General features: G+C 59.7%; 12 protein-coding genes and 1 tRNA gene. 7 read left to right on the forward strand and 6 right to left on the reverse strand.

Annotated features, from left to right (window positions below; genetic code table 11):
* The first annotated feature begins 403 nt into the window (after positions 1-403).
* From ASG47_RS18890 to ASG47_RS18905, 4 genes are all read left to right on the forward strand, one after another.
* Positions 404-970 (forward strand): fasciclin domain-containing protein, encoded by a 567-nt coding sequence (locus tag ASG47_RS18890; protein ID WP_061911800.1) that lies wholly within the window; start codon positions 404-406, stop codon positions 968-970.
* Between the two features lie 197 nt (positions 971-1,167).
* Positions 1,168-1,656 carry a peptide-methionine (R)-S-oxide reductase MsrB gene (gene msrB / locus ASG47_RS18895; RefSeq protein ID WP_061911936.1) on the forward strand — a complete coding sequence of 163 codons (489 nt, stop codon included), beginning with the start codon at positions 1,168-1,170 and terminating at the stop codon, positions 1,654-1,656.
* Positions 1,657-1,743: 87 nt separating this feature from the next.
* Complete coding sequence (locus ASG47_RS18900) at positions 1,744-2,457, forward strand: type 1 glutamine amidotransferase (protein ID WP_061911801.1); 714 nt, start codon at positions 1,744-1,746, stop codon at positions 2,455-2,457.
* A 72-nt stretch (positions 2,458-2,529) separates the two neighbouring features.
* The gene (locus tag ASG47_RS18905; RefSeq protein ID WP_061911802.1) at positions 2,530-4,470 is read left to right on the forward strand and encodes a methyl-accepting chemotaxis protein; all 1,941 of its coding nucleotides are present in this window, start codon (positions 2,530-2,532) and stop codon (positions 4,468-4,470) included.
* Positions 4,471-4,530: 60 nt separating this feature from the next.
* Here the strand turns inward: ASG47_RS18905 and yihA are convergent, their stop codons facing one another.
* From yihA to rpmH, 4 genes are all read right to left on the reverse strand, one after another.
* Positions 4,531-5,184, reverse strand: a complete 654-nt coding sequence (yihA, locus tag ASG47_RS18910; RefSeq protein WP_061911803.1) for a ribosome biogenesis GTP-binding protein YihA/YsxC — start codon at positions 5,182-5,184, stop codon at positions 4,531-4,533.
* 69 nt (positions 5,185-5,253) lie between these two features.
* Positions 5,254-7,095, reverse strand: coding sequence for a membrane protein insertase YidC (yidC, locus tag ASG47_RS18915; RefSeq protein WP_061911804.1), 1,842 nt, complete (start codon positions 7,093-7,095; stop codon positions 5,254-5,256).
* Entirely contained in the window at positions 7,092-7,466 is a 375-nt protein-coding gene (rnpA, locus tag ASG47_RS18920) for a ribonuclease P protein component (RefSeq protein WP_244487139.1), read from the reverse strand. The genes yidC and rnpA overlap by 4 nt, the downstream gene beginning before the upstream one ends.
* Positions 7,467-7,509: 43 nt before the next feature.
* Positions 7,510-7,644, reverse strand: coding sequence for a 50S ribosomal protein L34 (gene rpmH, locus ASG47_RS18925; protein WP_035077916.1), 135 nt, complete (start codon positions 7,642-7,644; stop codon positions 7,510-7,512).
* 233 nt (positions 7,645-7,877) lie between these two features.
* Here rpmH and ASG47_RS18930 point away from each other — a divergent pair, with 233 nt between their 5' ends.
* The 3 genes from ASG47_RS18930 (at position 7,878) to ASG47_RS18940 (ending at position 10,972) form a co-directional block, all read left to right on the forward strand.
* Positions 7,878-9,293, forward strand: a complete 1,416-nt coding sequence (locus tag ASG47_RS18930; RefSeq protein ID WP_061911806.1) for an FAD-dependent oxidoreductase — start codon at positions 7,878-7,880, stop codon at positions 9,291-9,293.
* A 48-nt stretch (positions 9,294-9,341) separates the two neighbouring features.
* The gene (locus ASG47_RS18935) at positions 9,342-10,769 is read left to right on the forward strand and encodes a sensor histidine kinase (protein ID WP_061911807.1); all 1,428 of its coding nucleotides are present in this window, start codon (positions 9,342-9,344) and stop codon (positions 10,767-10,769) included.
* A 126-nt stretch (positions 10,770-10,895) separates the two neighbouring features.
* Positions 10,896-10,972 (forward strand) — tRNA-Arg (locus ASG47_RS18940).
* 310 nt (positions 10,973-11,282) lie between these two features.
* On the opposite strand, the gene ASG47_RS18945 is transcribed toward ASG47_RS18940, so the two are convergent.
* Positions 11,283-12,305, reverse strand: a complete 1,023-nt coding sequence (locus ASG47_RS18945; protein ID WP_061911808.1) for a mannonate dehydratase — start codon at positions 12,303-12,305, stop codon at positions 11,283-11,285.
* Between the two features lie 167 nt (positions 12,306-12,472).
* Positions 12,473-13,375 carry a 5-dehydro-4-deoxyglucarate dehydratase gene (gene kdgD / locus ASG47_RS18950; RefSeq protein ID WP_061911809.1) on the reverse strand — a complete coding sequence of 301 codons (903 nt, stop codon included), beginning with the start codon at positions 13,373-13,375 and terminating at the stop codon, positions 12,473-12,475.
* Between the last annotated feature and the right edge of the window lie 326 nt (positions 13,376-13,701).

The raw sequence follows: 13,701 nt of genomic DNA on the forward strand, positions 1-13,701 counted from the left end.
AAACCGGGAGGGGATCACGCTCGGGTACGGTCTGATGACCAAGGGCCAATCGATCGCCCTCCCGGAACCAATCTCGCACACTTTCAACAGACAAGGGCCTCTGTGGGAGCCACCAACATCTAGGCTTGTGCGAGCGACCCTCGGGTAAAGCCCGAGGGAAGCGCCGTGGTTGAGGAGAGATAGGTGCAATATCGTGCCAGTCTAAGAAGCCTCAGCGGCTTTCATGCCTCTCGACGGCATCCGTCCCATTCCTGAACAAACCCGCACGGCACCCGTCGCCAAAAAGTTTCACTAACTTTCTCGCAAAAACACTGAAACTCGCGAAAACTGATCCGAAAATTCCTCCGTATCTCTCCATGTCCCGACAATGAACGGGAACAGAATTACAGGAAGGAACTTTCATATGACCATTTCTATTCGTGCTCTCTCGGTTGCAGCCGTTCTCTCGTTTGGCGCTCTCACCGGCACCGCAGCATTTGCGCAGGACAACCCGATGGTTGGCGGCGCAGCAATGTTTGCTGACAAGAACATCGTCGAAAACGCTGTAAACTCTGCTGATCACACGACGCTCGTTGCTGCCGTCAAGGCTGCCGGCCTCGTTGAAACCCTCTCCGGCCCGGGCCCATTCACCGTTCTCGCCCCGACCAACGAAGCATTTGACGCTCTGCCAGCCGGCACTGTCGAAACGCTCCTGAAGCCAGAAAACAAGGATCAGCTCACCAAGATCCTGACCTGCCACGTTATCCCGGCCAAGGCTCTGTCGACCGATATCGTCTCGATGGTTGAAGCTGATGGCGGCGAACATGTCGTCGACACCGTTGGTGGCTGCAAGTTGACCCTCAAGGCTGCTGATGGCAAGGTTACCGTGACCGACGAAAACGGCACCGTTGCCAATGTCACCATCGCCGACGTGATCCAGTCGAACGGCGTGATCCATGTCATCGACAAGGTTCTCACCCCCAAGATGTAATCTCAACTGGGTCGAAGGGTGCATTTGGCAATGAGTGGCTCCACTCCCCGGCCTGAATGCGTATCCCGTCCACGCCGACCCTAATGAGGTGACGAGGCTTCGCTCCCCCCGGTGCGAAGCCTCTCTATTTTTTGACGCATCAGCGCCCCTACGATCGGCTAAGATGCGCCTGTGCTCGAAAGGATTTTACCATGCAGATCTCTCGTCGCAGTTTTCTTGCCGCCGGCTCGGCCATGGCCGCGATTTCGGCGCTGACGCTTTGGCGCACGGGCGATCAGCCGAGCGCTGCCGAAGGCGATTTTCCCTTTAAGCTGACCGATGCGGAATGGAAGGCCAAGCTTGACCCTGCCGCCTATGACGTTCTCCGTCATGAAGGCACCGAGCGTCCATTCACGTCCCCGCTCAATGACGAGCACGGCACGGGCGTCTTCCACTGCGCCGGTTGCGATCAGGCTCTGTTCAAGTCCGAAACGAAATTCGACAGTGGCACCGGCTGGCCGAGCTTTTACGATTTCATCCCGGCTGCCATCGGCTCCACTGAAGACAACAGCTTTGGCATGACGCGCACCGAAGTCCATTGCAGCAATTGCGGTGGTCACCAGGGCCACGTCTTCAACGACGGTCCCGCGCCGACGGGCCTGCGCTATTGCATCAATGGCGTCTCGCTGAAATTCGTCGCCGCCTGATCGGCATGGCTGAGTTGAGCGGGCCGGAGTTGCACTTCCGGCCCGAGCTTTTATAGGTGGAGCATCCTGTTCAGCCCATTGGCTCCGATGCGCATCACCATCATTGAGACCGGTTACGTCCCCGAAAAGCTCCGTCCCGAGTTCGGCTCATACCCGAAAATGTTCGAGCGCATGCTGGGCGGCGCTGATGGCGATTTCAGCTTTGACGTCATCGCTGTCGACGATAACGGAATGCTACCCGATCCGGCGCAGTTGGACGCTATTCTGATCACCGGTTCACCCGCCGGCGTCTACGAAGATCACGCCTGGCTGCCCCCGCTCCGCGATTTCATCCGCCAAGCCTACGCCGCTCAAATCCCCATGCTCGGCGTCTGTTTCGGCCACCAGATCATGGCCGATGCCCTAGGCGGAAAAGTCGAGAAATCCCATAAGGGCTGGGGACTTGGCCGCCACACATACGAGGTCAAAGCCCGCCCCGGCTTCATGCCCGATGCGCCCGAAACCCTCTCTATCGCCTGCTCGCACCAGGATCAGGTCATAGAGGCGCCAGGCGATGCCGAAGTCATCCTCGGCTCATCCTTTACTCCCAATGCCGGCCTTCATTACAAAACAGGAAAAGCCCTGAGTTTTCAGCCACATCCGGAGTTTGTGGATAGCTATGCCGAGGCGCTCGTCGATCTCCGCCGCGGCATCGCGCCAGATGAAGTTGTCGAGACGGGTTTCAAGTCATTCGATAAGCAATCCGACAGTTCTCGGGTTGCCAATTACATTGGCGCTTTCTTCCGCAACAACGCGTCATAACTTATGTGAAACAGCGTATTAACTAAGAAGGTTCATCTTTGCAGGCATGCCCTAGCGTCAAGGTCTGCAAATATGTTTGGCTTCAATAGCTTATCCATCACCAAAAAGCTCCTCATCGTCTTTATAGGCTTTGGTGTCATCGTCGCTGCCCTCGGTGGCATGGCTCTTTTCAGCGCCAAATCCCTCGCCGATCGTGGCGACGAAGTCGGCACCAGTTTCGCGCCCCACATCAAGGCGGCGATGGAAATCAAGCTGAACACGACAGCAGCCCATCTTCAATTCGAAGAGATCATGGGCGGCGACGAAACCGAAGATATTGCAGAGGTTTGGGCCAAACTCGACCGCGCCGAATTCTATCTGGGCGCTATCCAAAATGGCGCCACGAGCGGCGACGAAACCTACCTCGCCTCGACCGACGAAGGCGTCCAGACGGCCATCACCAAGGTCGCGGAGGCGCTCAGCGCGTTCCGCGCCGCTGGTGAGCAGCGCTATGCCGCGCGCGGCAATGGCCAAGAGGGCGTTGGATCAGCCGCCGACACGGCATTCGACGCAGGCTATGATAGCGTCATCAACGAAGCGACCAGCCTTGAAAGTCTCGTCCATGCGGACTTGCAGGCAGGCCTTGATCGTCTTGAAACCGCTCAGGTCTTTGCGATCGCAACACTACTGCTCGCGGGGCTTGGCGCAGCGATGGGCTGCCTGACCGTCCTCGTGTTTTTCCAGAAGGTTGTTGCCGCGCGGCTCGCACAACTCGTTGGCATTACTGCCCAATTGTCCAAAGGCAATACCGACATCGAAATCCCGGCGCAGAAGGTTTCGGACGAGCTCACGGTGATGTTCGATGCGTTTTCCAGCTTCCGCGGCGCGCTGATCGAACAGGCTGAACTCGAGCGCAGCGAGCAGGAGCGCAGCACGGAAAGCGGGCACCGCCGCCGTGCCTCCGACCGGTTGACCGAAGACCTGCGCGAGACGCTGCAGGCCGTGATGGGTGGTCAGCTCGCCAAGCGCGTTTCTGCCGATTATAGCCAGCCTGAACTCAGCGGTTTGGCCGGCGAGGTCAACTCTCTCCTCGATGCCGTCGACAACGGCCTTACGGGCACCGGCAAAGTGCTCTCGGCCCTGGCAAAGGCTGACCTGACCAAGCGTGTAAACGGCGAATTCCGCGGCGCCTTTGCCGAATTGCAGCACAATACCAATGCGGTAGCGGATCGGCTCGGTGAATTGATGGGGCGCCTCAAGGATACTTCGCATCTTCTGAAGACGGCCACTGGCGAGATCCTCGCTGGCTCCAATGACCTTGCCGAACGCACCAGCCGCCAGGCGGCCATGGTGCAGCAGACGACATCAACCGTGGCTGGCCTTTCAGGCACCGTGACCGAGAATGCAAAGCGTGCCGTCGAGGCTAATCGCTCCGTCAACGATGCCTCGCGCATTGCGGTTGAAAGCGGCATTGCGATGGAATCTGCCAATGCCGCCATGCAGCAAATTTCGACTTCGTCTTCCAAGATCTCCAACATCATCGGCATGATCGACGACATCGCCTTCCAGACCAATCTCCTCGCGCTCAATGCGTCGGTTGAAGCGGCGCGGGCAGGGGAGGCAGGCAAGGGGTTTGCCGTGGTTGCCGTCGAAGTGCGGCGCCTCGCTCAATCGGCCGCGGAGGCGTCCTCGGAGATCAAGCAACTCATCGAAATCTCTGCCGGCGAGGTCCACGCCGGGACCGAAGTCGTCATGCAGATTGCCGGCCAGATTGCCTCGCTCAATCTCTCGGTCAAGGAAAGCGCCAAACTGATCGGGGAAATCGCCGAAGCGAGCCGCGCTCAGGCGCAGTCGATCGGTGAGGTCAGCGTCGCCGTGCGGCAGATGGATGAGATCACCCAGCACAATGCGGCGTTGGTCGAAGAAACGAATGCCGCCATCGAGCAGACCGAGGCACAGGCTGAAGAACTCGATCAGATCGTCGCGGTGTTCGATATCGGCGATATACGCTCAGCAACGCGCTACGCTGCCTGATACCAGGCGCAGCTAACAAGAAGGCCCCGCGGGTCAGAGGACCGGCGGGGCTTTTGCATGTCAGGTGCTGCTGCTCGCGAGCAGCATGGCGATTTCGGTCCGCAATTCCTTGATCCCCGTGCCTTTTTCGCTTGAGGTAAGCAGCACACGGGGATGCGAGGCGGGGCGCTTAGCGATCGACCAGCGCGTCAATTCCAGCGCCTTTTCGACATCGGCCGAATTCGGCTTATCCGCCTTGGTCAGCACGACCTGGTAGCTGACTGCGGCCCGGTCGAGCTCGTTCATGACGCTGAGGTCATTGTCCTTCGGGCCATGGCGGCTATCGATCAGCACATAGACGCGGCGCAGCGTGGCGCGGCCAACGAGATACTGATGGACCAGCTTGGTCCAGGCCTTCACCTTCGGCTCTGGCGCCTTGGCATAGCCATAGCCCGGCATGTCGACGATGCGCAGGTTTTCGCTCTGGCTCTCGAAGATGTTGAGTTCCTGCGTGCGGCCGGGCGTGTTCGAGGTGCGTGCGAGGTTCGACGTGCCGCAAAGCGCATTGATCAGGCTCGATTTGCCGACATTGGAGCGGCCGGCAAAGGCGATTTCCACGCGGTCCATCGGCGGCAGGTCGGCGAGGCTGACGCAGCCCTTGGTGAAGAGGATCGGGCGCGCAAACATCAGGCGGCCGCGTTCGATGAGGTCGGTTGGGTAATCGATTTCGGTCATGTGGTCCTCGGCCTCAAAGACGAGGGCCCGCTGGTTTTCCAGCGGGCCCCGTATCGTGCGGGAATGTCGTTAGCTCTTGGAGTTTTCAGCCGGTTTGGGCTTCTTGCGGAAGGTGTCGAGGATGTTCCCAAACAGGTTCACCTCGGCGCCATGGCGCTTCATGATCACCCATTGCTGGGTCACCGACAGCGTATTGTTCCAGGCCCAGTAGATCACGAGGCCGGCCGGGAAGGCGCCGAGCATGAAGGTGAAGATGATCGGCATCCAGTTGAAGATCATTGCCTGGGTCGGATCCGGCGGCGGCGGATTGAGCTTCATCTGCACCCACATGGTAATGCCCATGATCACAGGCCACACACCAAGGTGGAGGAAGGAGCCAACGACCGGAAGAACGGTCGGATTCCAAGGGATCAGGCCAAAGAGCGTGAAGATGTTGGTCGGATCGGGCGCGGCCAAATCCTGAATCCAGCCGAAGAACGGCGCATGCCGCATTTCGATGGAGATGAAGATAACCGTGTAGAGCGCGAAGAAGACCGGGATCTGGATCAGGATCGGCCAGCAACCCGAGAGCGGATTGATCTTTTCCTTCTTGTAGAGCTCCATCATCGCCTGCTGCTGAGCAGCGCGATCTTCCTTGAGACGCTCCTGGATCGCCTTCATTTCCGGCTGCACGCGGCGCATGGCGGCCATGGAGGCATAGGACCGGCTGGCCAGTGGGAAGAAGATGGCCTTGACGATAATGGTCACGGCGAGAACCGCAAGACCAAAGTTGCCGAGGAGACCATAGAGCGTCACCAGTAGCCAATGCATCGGCTTGGTGAGGAAGTGGAACCAGCCCCAGTCGATCAGGAGTTCAAGGCGATCAAAGCCATGCTCGGTCTGATAGGCCGAGATGACGTGATCTTCCTTGGCGCCGGCAAAGACGAAGCTTTCGCTCGATGCGGTGCCACCGGCCGGCACGACGACCGGCTGGGTTTCGACATAGTTGGTCTGGTAGATCGGGGTCGTGCCCTGGGTCGAATAGGCAAAGCGCGCATTGATGCCGGCACCCGGCTGAGGCAGCACGGCGGTTGCCCAATATTTGTCGGCAATGCCGAGCCAACCCGTGGTCGAGGCGAAGTCGACCTGCTTGTCGTTCTGCAGATCATGGTATTTGCGCGAGACGTAGTTGTTGTTGCCGAGAACGCCGATCGGGCCTTCATGCTGGATGAAGAAGTTCTGAACCGGCGGGGTGCCCTGGCGAACGACGCGGGCATAGGGGAACAGCGACACATCGCCCGCACCGGTATTTTCGACCGACTGGGTGATGGTGAAGAGATAATGCTCGTCGAGCGCAATGGTGCGGCGGAAGATCAGGCCCTGGCCATTGTCCCAAACCAGCGTCACAGGCGTCGCAGCGGTCAGCGTCGTCGCGCCGTTTTCGACAGCCCAGACGGTATTGGAATCAGGGAGCGCGACGCTGGCGCCGGCTGCAGGAGCCCAGCCATGTTCGACATAATAGCCGCCGGGGGCGCCCGAGGGGCTCAGGAGCGTGATGATCGGGGATTCGGGATCGACCGTTTCGCGATACTTTTCGAGGCGGAGATCGTCGATGCGCGCGCCGGTCAGGTTGATCGAACCTGCGAGATCTTCGGTGTCGATGGCGACGCGGGTCGAAGCAGCGAGGGCGCTGGCACGATCGGCAAAGGTCTGAGCGCTGGCGGGCTGAGCGGGCGTTGCTGCCGACACAGTGCCATCGGGGTTGGCGGCCGGGACGGCCAGCGCTTCCTGTTCGACCTGCTGTTCAGCGGCGATCCGAGCTTGCTGCTGCGCACGCTCCATTTGCGGTCCGGCAACGAGGAACTGCCAGCCGAACAGCACGAGCATGCTGAGCACGACGGCGAGAATCACATTGCGATTGTCTAGGTTCATGATGTCGATTTCCGTGGGTCGCGCCCGGGCCGTATCCGATTGTCGTCCGCTTCCGTGTCATGCACGCGGGCTATAAGACCGCTAAGGTCGGTGATCATTTTGGCAAAGGGCCTGCTCAGGGCCTCGCGCCTTGCCAGCAGCACATAGTCGTGTCCGGGCCGAAAGTCATCTGCGCAAGCTGCCGCAGCCGCCCGCAGGCGACGCTTCATGCGATTGCGCTCCGGGGAATTGCCCACCTTCTTGGTGACGGTGAACCCGACGCCAGGCAGCGCATCCTCGACCGGTGCAACCTGCATTCCAAACGCAGAGCGCCCGGCGCGATTGCCCCGGGCTGCCCTCAAAAACTGCGAGCGCCGCTTGAGGCGGCGCAATGTCGCTTCCGCTGGAGCGTCGGCCGTCATCCGGCCAACAGCCTTAGGCCGAGAGCTTCTTGCGGCCGTCGCGACGGCGGCGGTTCAGAATCGCACGGCCGTCCTTGGTGGCCATGCGGGCGCGGAAACCGTGACGGCGAGCACGCACGAGCTTGGAAGGCTGGTAAGTACGCTTCATGACTTTTAACCGCGCAACCGCACGGTTCCTCTATTGCTGGCGCTTCTCGCGCATAAAACTTATCCGGCCGGCAGGGCAGAGCGCGCCAGCTTTGTTCGAGGGGTCTATAGGGAAAACCAGCCGCCAAGTCAACGCGGCAAGGCCCGTTCTCTTGCGCTTTCGGGGCGGTTGTAAAGCCGGGCAGGGAACAGCATAAGTGCAGGCATTATTCAGCCTGCGGCGGAGCTTTGCCCGTGTCCACTCCTCCTGATCTTTGCATCATCGGTGCCGGGAGCCTCGGCGTCGAGCTCGCGCTCTATGCTCGTCGTCTTGGCGCCAATGTGGTTCTGGCCGATCGCGGCGCGCCGGAGCCGGGCGATGCCGCTCATCTTTCCTTGCGCAAGGCCGCCTTGGCGGAGAGCGCCCGGCGTGTCGAAGATATACGCAGGGCGCCCGATCTCGGCATCGGCGCATCCGAGTTCAAAGTCTCGCTCAAACAGATCAGCGAGCGTGCTACCAAGCTCGTTGACGACCGTATGCGCGCGACTGCGCCAGAAATTCTGACTGCGCGTGGTGTCACGGTGATGCGTGGGGATGTCCGGTTCATCGATGCGCGGTCGCTGGTGATCGGCGATATAACGATCAAACCGCGAGCGGTGATCATTGCCATAGGTGGCTTGCCCGTTTTTCCTGATCTCGAAGGTTTGGCAGATGTTTCCGCCTTCACCACCGATTCCATCCTCGAGAATCAGCGGAAGCTCACGCACCTTGTTATCGTCGGTGGCGATGCCAGCGCCTTGGAGCAGGCCCAAATCCAGCGCCGGCTTGGCGCCGAGGTGACACTGGTACCGCACGGCGAGCTGCTTCCGGGCTTTGATCCCGAGGCTGTATCATTGCTGCTACGCTCGCTCCGGGAAGAAGGCGTTACCATTCGTGATGGGGTGCGCGTTTCCGCAATAAAGAAGCGGTCACAGGGAATCGGCGTGGAAATTGCCGGACCAGATGGCGCGACTGACGCACTCGACGCCTCGCACCTGCTGATCTCGATGGGCAAAGAAGTCGATCTCGACGCAATCGACATCGCCAAACTGAAGCTCAAGCCGAGCGCAGCGTCGATTGGATTCGTCCGCGGTGCTCTTGGCGCCTCGTCCTCGCGCTTCGTGCGATTTGCCGGCTATGCTGCGGGGCGCGCAGAGTGGTCCGAGGCCCTGGCCGAAGGCCGGGCGGCAGTCGAAGCCGCGCTTGGGCGCAGTTCACCGCCCTCTTTGCGCATACCGCGGACTGTCCTTACCGAGCCCGCAATGGCCGAGATCGCTCCGGCCGGCCTTGGGCGCAAAGGGGGCAATGAAACGATCCTCCGTGAAAACCTCGCGGAAAACGACCGCGCCGCAGCGATGGGCCAAGGCTCCGGCCTTCTCAAAGTGAGCGTGAGCGAAAGCGGCCAGATTGGGCGCGCGACTATTCTGGGGCCAGACGCCGCCGAATTGGCGGGCGTCCTGTCGCTCGTCGCGGATCGTAAAGGTGGTCTTCTCGATCTTGCCCGGTTGCCCGTGCCGCGTCCCAGCCTAATGGAGGTTCTTTCACGACTTGGAGAGAACTATTTGGCCGCTCAATACGTATCAAAGAGAGGGCAGGGCGGTCGCGCGATCCGTCGTCTGTTCGAGCGGTAGGTTGAGGGGCTGACGCCCAAGCCCGTCATCTCCTATGATCGAGCTGCGATGACAGACGAATCCAATGTGACACCGGCCCGTTTTTTCGGCCTCTCCAATAAGCTGATCGCGACGATCATCGCCGTGATTCTGCTTGTCGAAATCATCATCTATCTGCCCTCGCTCGCCACCTATCGCGCATCTTGGCTCGATGATCGTCTGCGCGTTGGCATCGTCGCGGCGCGTGTTCTCGACGCTGTGCCCGATGTCATGTCGCTACCGCGCAATCTGACCGATCGCCTCCTAACCTCTGCAGGCGCCAACGCCATTGTGTATCGCCGCGAAGGCCAGAGCCAGCTCATCGAACTTGCCGATCCGGTGACCCCTGAGCGCGTGGTTACGGCCGATATGCGCCAGCGAGATCTCCCGAGCCTTATCGTCGGCGCGCTCGATACGCTCTTTGCCGGCCCCGGACGCACGCTTCGCATCATTGGCGAGGGCGATCTCGAAGAGGCTCAGGTCGAGATCCTGATGTCGGAGCGGCCACTGCGGGCGGACCTCATCGATTATTCGCGCAATATCGTGCTGGTTTCTCTGGGCATCGCGGCCGTCACCGCTTTCGCGCTCTATATGCTCGTGAGCCAGCTTTTCATCCTGCCGGTCCAGCGGTTGACCACCAATATCCTCCGCTTCCGCAAGGCGCCTGAGAACGCAACGCTCATCCTCGATCCGACTTCGCGGCGCGATGAAATCGGGGTTCTCGAACACGAACTATCGGCGATGGAGAGCGAGCTTTTCAGCATGCTGCGCCAGCAAAGGCACTTGGCCGATCTCGGCCTTGCGGTCGCCAAGATCAATCATGACCTGCGCAATACGCTGACCTCCGCTCAGCTTCTGTCCGATCAGGTGGCGACTTTGGACGATCCCAAGGTCCAGCGTCTCGCGCCACGTCTCGTGACGACGCTCGACCGCGCCATCGGCTTTGCTCAATCGGTGCTCGATTATGGTCGCGAGGCCACCAGCGTGCCGCAGCCTGCGCCGGTGCAACTCAAGGCGCTGATTGAGGATGCCGCGTTCGAGGCGCACCTCGCGGGTCATCCCACGATTGCTTTCGATCTTGCAGCGCCGGGTGATGTCTCCGTCTTTCTCGATGCGGGGCAGATGACGCGTGTTTTCGTCAATCTCCTCAAAAACGCCCGCGAGGCTCTGGAAGCGACGCAGCAGACGTTCGGCCAGAAAATCACCGCGACCGTCACGCTGACCGATACACAGGCGATCGTGCTCATCAGCGACAATGGCCCCGGCCTGCCGCCTCGTGCCAAGGACAATCTCTTCGTCGCCTTCGAAGGCTCTGCGCGCGCCGGCGGCACTGGTCTAGGCCTTGCCATCGCTCGTGAACTCACCGAGGCCAATGGCGGCACCTTGCGCTATGTCGACAGCGCCGAGCCCGGCACCCAGTTCGAGTTGACGCTTCCACGAGATATTCACAGCCTCTGACAGCTTCACTCAAAAAGTGCGTGTCACACGCTTGCAATGCGCAAAGCACCACTATATGGGTTGCCTCGCTTTCGGGGAGAGCCAAGTTGCTCCCCACCGAATAGCATCCGCCACCGTGCGGCATGCGCGCCCGTAGCTCAGCTGGATAGAGCACCAGACTACGAATCTGGGGGTCAGGAGTTCGAATCTCTTCGGGCGCGCCATTTCCTTGCGCTGTTAGCAAGGAACTTTTTTTCAGACACTCTCATCATAAGCTGCGTGTAATATCAGTCCTGCGCGCCAGGCGTGTGACGTAATCACGCGCGAAATGTTACGCCCTCGCAGCTAGGGCGAGTTTGCGCCAGTTGAGGCGTCTGTCTGGGAATTGCGAACCACGCCTACTCTCCCGCTACCCGGGAAAAACATCTTCGCGACAATCAAAAAGCAGGACTGGTCACTAACCGTCCTGCTCCTTAATGCAAAAGTCCAAGCGGGCTAGCCGCTTGGAGAATGGTGCTGCTGTTGATGGTCGGTTTATCGGCCGTAGGGATCCCAGCCGTTCGCCTGGAACAGGGCGATAATATAGCCATAGCAGAAAGCGAATGCTGTCTCGAATGGCGCCTGCCCATCGATCTCCGGCACATGATCCGGCATGATCATGCAGTTGACGCCGGATTCTTTGTACACTCGCAGGCTGTGGGCCATATCCATATCGCCATCGTCCGGAAAAACTTCGGTAAACGAGAAGCGCTTCCCCTGAATGTTGCGGAAGTGGACGTTGAAAATCTTTCCACGCGTACCGAACCATCGAATGACGTCAGCGATCTCCTCGCGTGGATTTTCGAGGCTCTCACCGATCGTGCCCTGGCAGAAGTTCAGCCCGTGATAGGGGCTTTCGGCGATGGACACGAAGCGCTTCAGCCCTTCGACATGTGAGATGACGCTGTCTTCGATGCCGCGATAGTTCGGGGGCGTCATCGGGTCATTTGGATGGCACGCAAGGCGAACCTTATTGGCCTCGGCCACTGGAATAACGCGTTCGAGGAAGTAGGTTATGCGTTCCCAGAATTGGTCCGCCGTCACCCGGCCGGCAGATGTCAGATCGTCGGCATTGGTGATCTGATCAGCGCGGAATGTCGGCACCAGCGCGCCGCCACGTCCGCGTTCAGATCGCGTTCGGGGGACGCCCAGATAGCTGAAATTGTATTTGGCCGAATGGACACCGAGCGCGGCGAGGTCTTCGATAAGCCGACAAATCCCCTCTATCTGACGATCGCGCTCGTCACCCTGTCCAAGGACGATGGCAGGCGAACTCACTTTGTCGATGTTTTGGGTATCGATGTTCAACGAGGCGAGCGGAAGCTGCACCATGTCCAGCTTGAGGCCGGCGGCATCGACGCGCTCGATGTGGCGCGCCAGCAGGTCACGCGTCCAGTCGCGTGGCGCACCGATGGGATCAATGCAGACATGATAGAGCCCAAGCTGGGCAAGCTGGCGCAGATGGGCGTCGCCAAATTCCTCGAGCATGCCGCCGCTTAGCTGGGTGCCAACATACATGTTTAGTGTCCTTCAACTATGGAAGTGCGGTCTCGCCACGGCGCCGAGACAGGCTTGATGGCTGTGGCGGCAACACTCGCTTGAGTGGGGCAATTGCGAGACTCTCCGGCTAAGAGCCAGAGAGCCTGCCCGCGGCTCACAGGGAGGCAAAAGCCGCAGGATGAGGGTTAGGCGACTTTGGCGATGAGCGCCTTGAGTTCGTCCATTTCGGTCGCGGTCAGGTTAGTGAGAGGTGGACGAACGGGGCCCGCGATGCGTCCACGTGCTTCAAGACCCGCCTTGATGATCGAAACGGCATAGCCCTTCTTGCGATTGCGCAGCGCAACAAGCGGGAAGAAAAAGTCTTTCAGGATTTGGTCGGTCGTCGCTTTTTCGCCAGCGCGCAGGGCCGAGTAGAACTTTTGGGCAAGCTCTGGCACGAAGTTGAAGACCGCTGAGGAATAGGTGGTAACGCCGGCAGAGAAATAGGCCTGAGCATAGAGCTCATGGGTCGGCATGCCGCCGATATAGACCAGGCGATCCTGAAGCTTGGTCGTTATCTCGATGACGCGATCGACCTCGCCATGTCCGTCCTTGAGGCCGATCAGGTTGGGGCACTGATCGCACAGACGCTGTAGGCTATCGGCAGAGAGTATGATGTTGTCGCGATTGTAGACGACGACGCCGATGCCGACGGCATCGCAAACAGCCTTTACGTGAGCGACCAAACCGTCTTGTTCCGCAAACATCAGATAGGGCGGAAGCAACAGTATGCCGTCAGCGCCCGCAGCCTCTGCCGCCTTTGCCATTTCAACCGCCATTGCGGTGCCATAAGCGGCGCCGCCGACGATGGGGGTATTGGTTGACGTTGCCTTGGCGACCTTCGTTACGTAGGCGACTTCTAGCGGCGTGAGGGAAAAGAGCTCACCGGTACCGCCCGGCGCAAAAAGCACTGAAGCCTTATAGCCATCGAGCCAGTGGATATGTGCACGATAGGCTTCCTCATCGAAAGCAAGGTCCTTGGTGAACGTCGTGACGGGGAAGGAGAGCAGCCCGCTGCCAAGTGCAACCTTGAGTTCGGAAGGCGTCATAACAAGATTCCTGAATAGGGTGAGTGAAGAGTTGGAAGATGGTGGCGCAGTTCAGCCGCTTGCAATTCAAGCCTGGAGGAAGAAGGAACAGCGCGACGTGACTGATTGCAAAGTCGCACCCTCATTTCGCGCTACCGAGTGGAGTTGGGCGTCGGCAGGGCAGGATAGTCGTTGAAGCAATCAGCATTTCGCACGTCAGATCGACGCAGTGGGTGCAGCCAGCGCGGCCTTTGCGGATGTCTCAAACGCTGCCAAACGGCGAAATCCATATCAACCTCCTGATATGAGGTATGACATAATATGAATTTATCTATGATGTCGAGAGG

The sequence above is a fragment of the Devosia sp. Leaf420 genome, assembly GCF_001425445.1.
GTDB lineage: Bacteria > Pseudomonadota > Alphaproteobacteria > Rhizobiales > Devosiaceae > Devosia.

Excerpts from the sequence above, each read along its gene's own strand:
- ASG47_RS18890 (WP_061911800.1), top strand. The coding sequence starts at position 404 with ATGACCATTTCTATTCGTGCTCTCTCGGTTGCAGCCGTTCTCTCGTTT.
- ASG47_RS18900 (WP_061911801.1), top strand. The coding sequence starts at position 1,744 with ATGCGCATCACCATCATTGAGACCGGTTACGTCCCCGAAAAGCTCCGT.
- ASG47_RS18905 (WP_061911802.1), top strand. The coding sequence starts at position 2,530 with ATGTTTGGCTTCAATAGCTTATCCATCACCAAAAAGCTCCTCATCGTC.
- yihA (WP_061911803.1), bottom strand. The coding sequence starts at position 5,184 with ATGACCGAAATCGATTACCCAACCGACCTCATCGAACGCGGCCGCCTG.
- yidC (WP_061911804.1), bottom strand. The coding sequence starts at position 7,095 with ATGAACCTAGACAATCGCAATGTGATTCTCGCCGTCGTGCTCAGCATG.
- rpmH (WP_035077916.1), bottom strand. The coding sequence starts at position 7,644 with ATGAAGCGTACTTACCAGCCTTCCAAGCTCGTGCGTGCTCGCCGTCAC.
- ASG47_RS18935 (WP_061911807.1), top strand. The coding sequence starts at position 9,342 with ATGACAGACGAATCCAATGTGACACCGGCCCGTTTTTTCGGCCTCTCC.
- ASG47_RS18945 (WP_061911808.1), bottom strand. The coding sequence starts at position 12,305 with ATGTATGTTGGCACCCAGCTAAGCGGCGGCATGCTCGAGGAATTTGGC.
- kdgD (WP_061911809.1), bottom strand. The coding sequence starts at position 13,375 with ATGACGCCTTCCGAACTCAAGGTTGCACTTGGCAGCGGGCTGCTCTCC.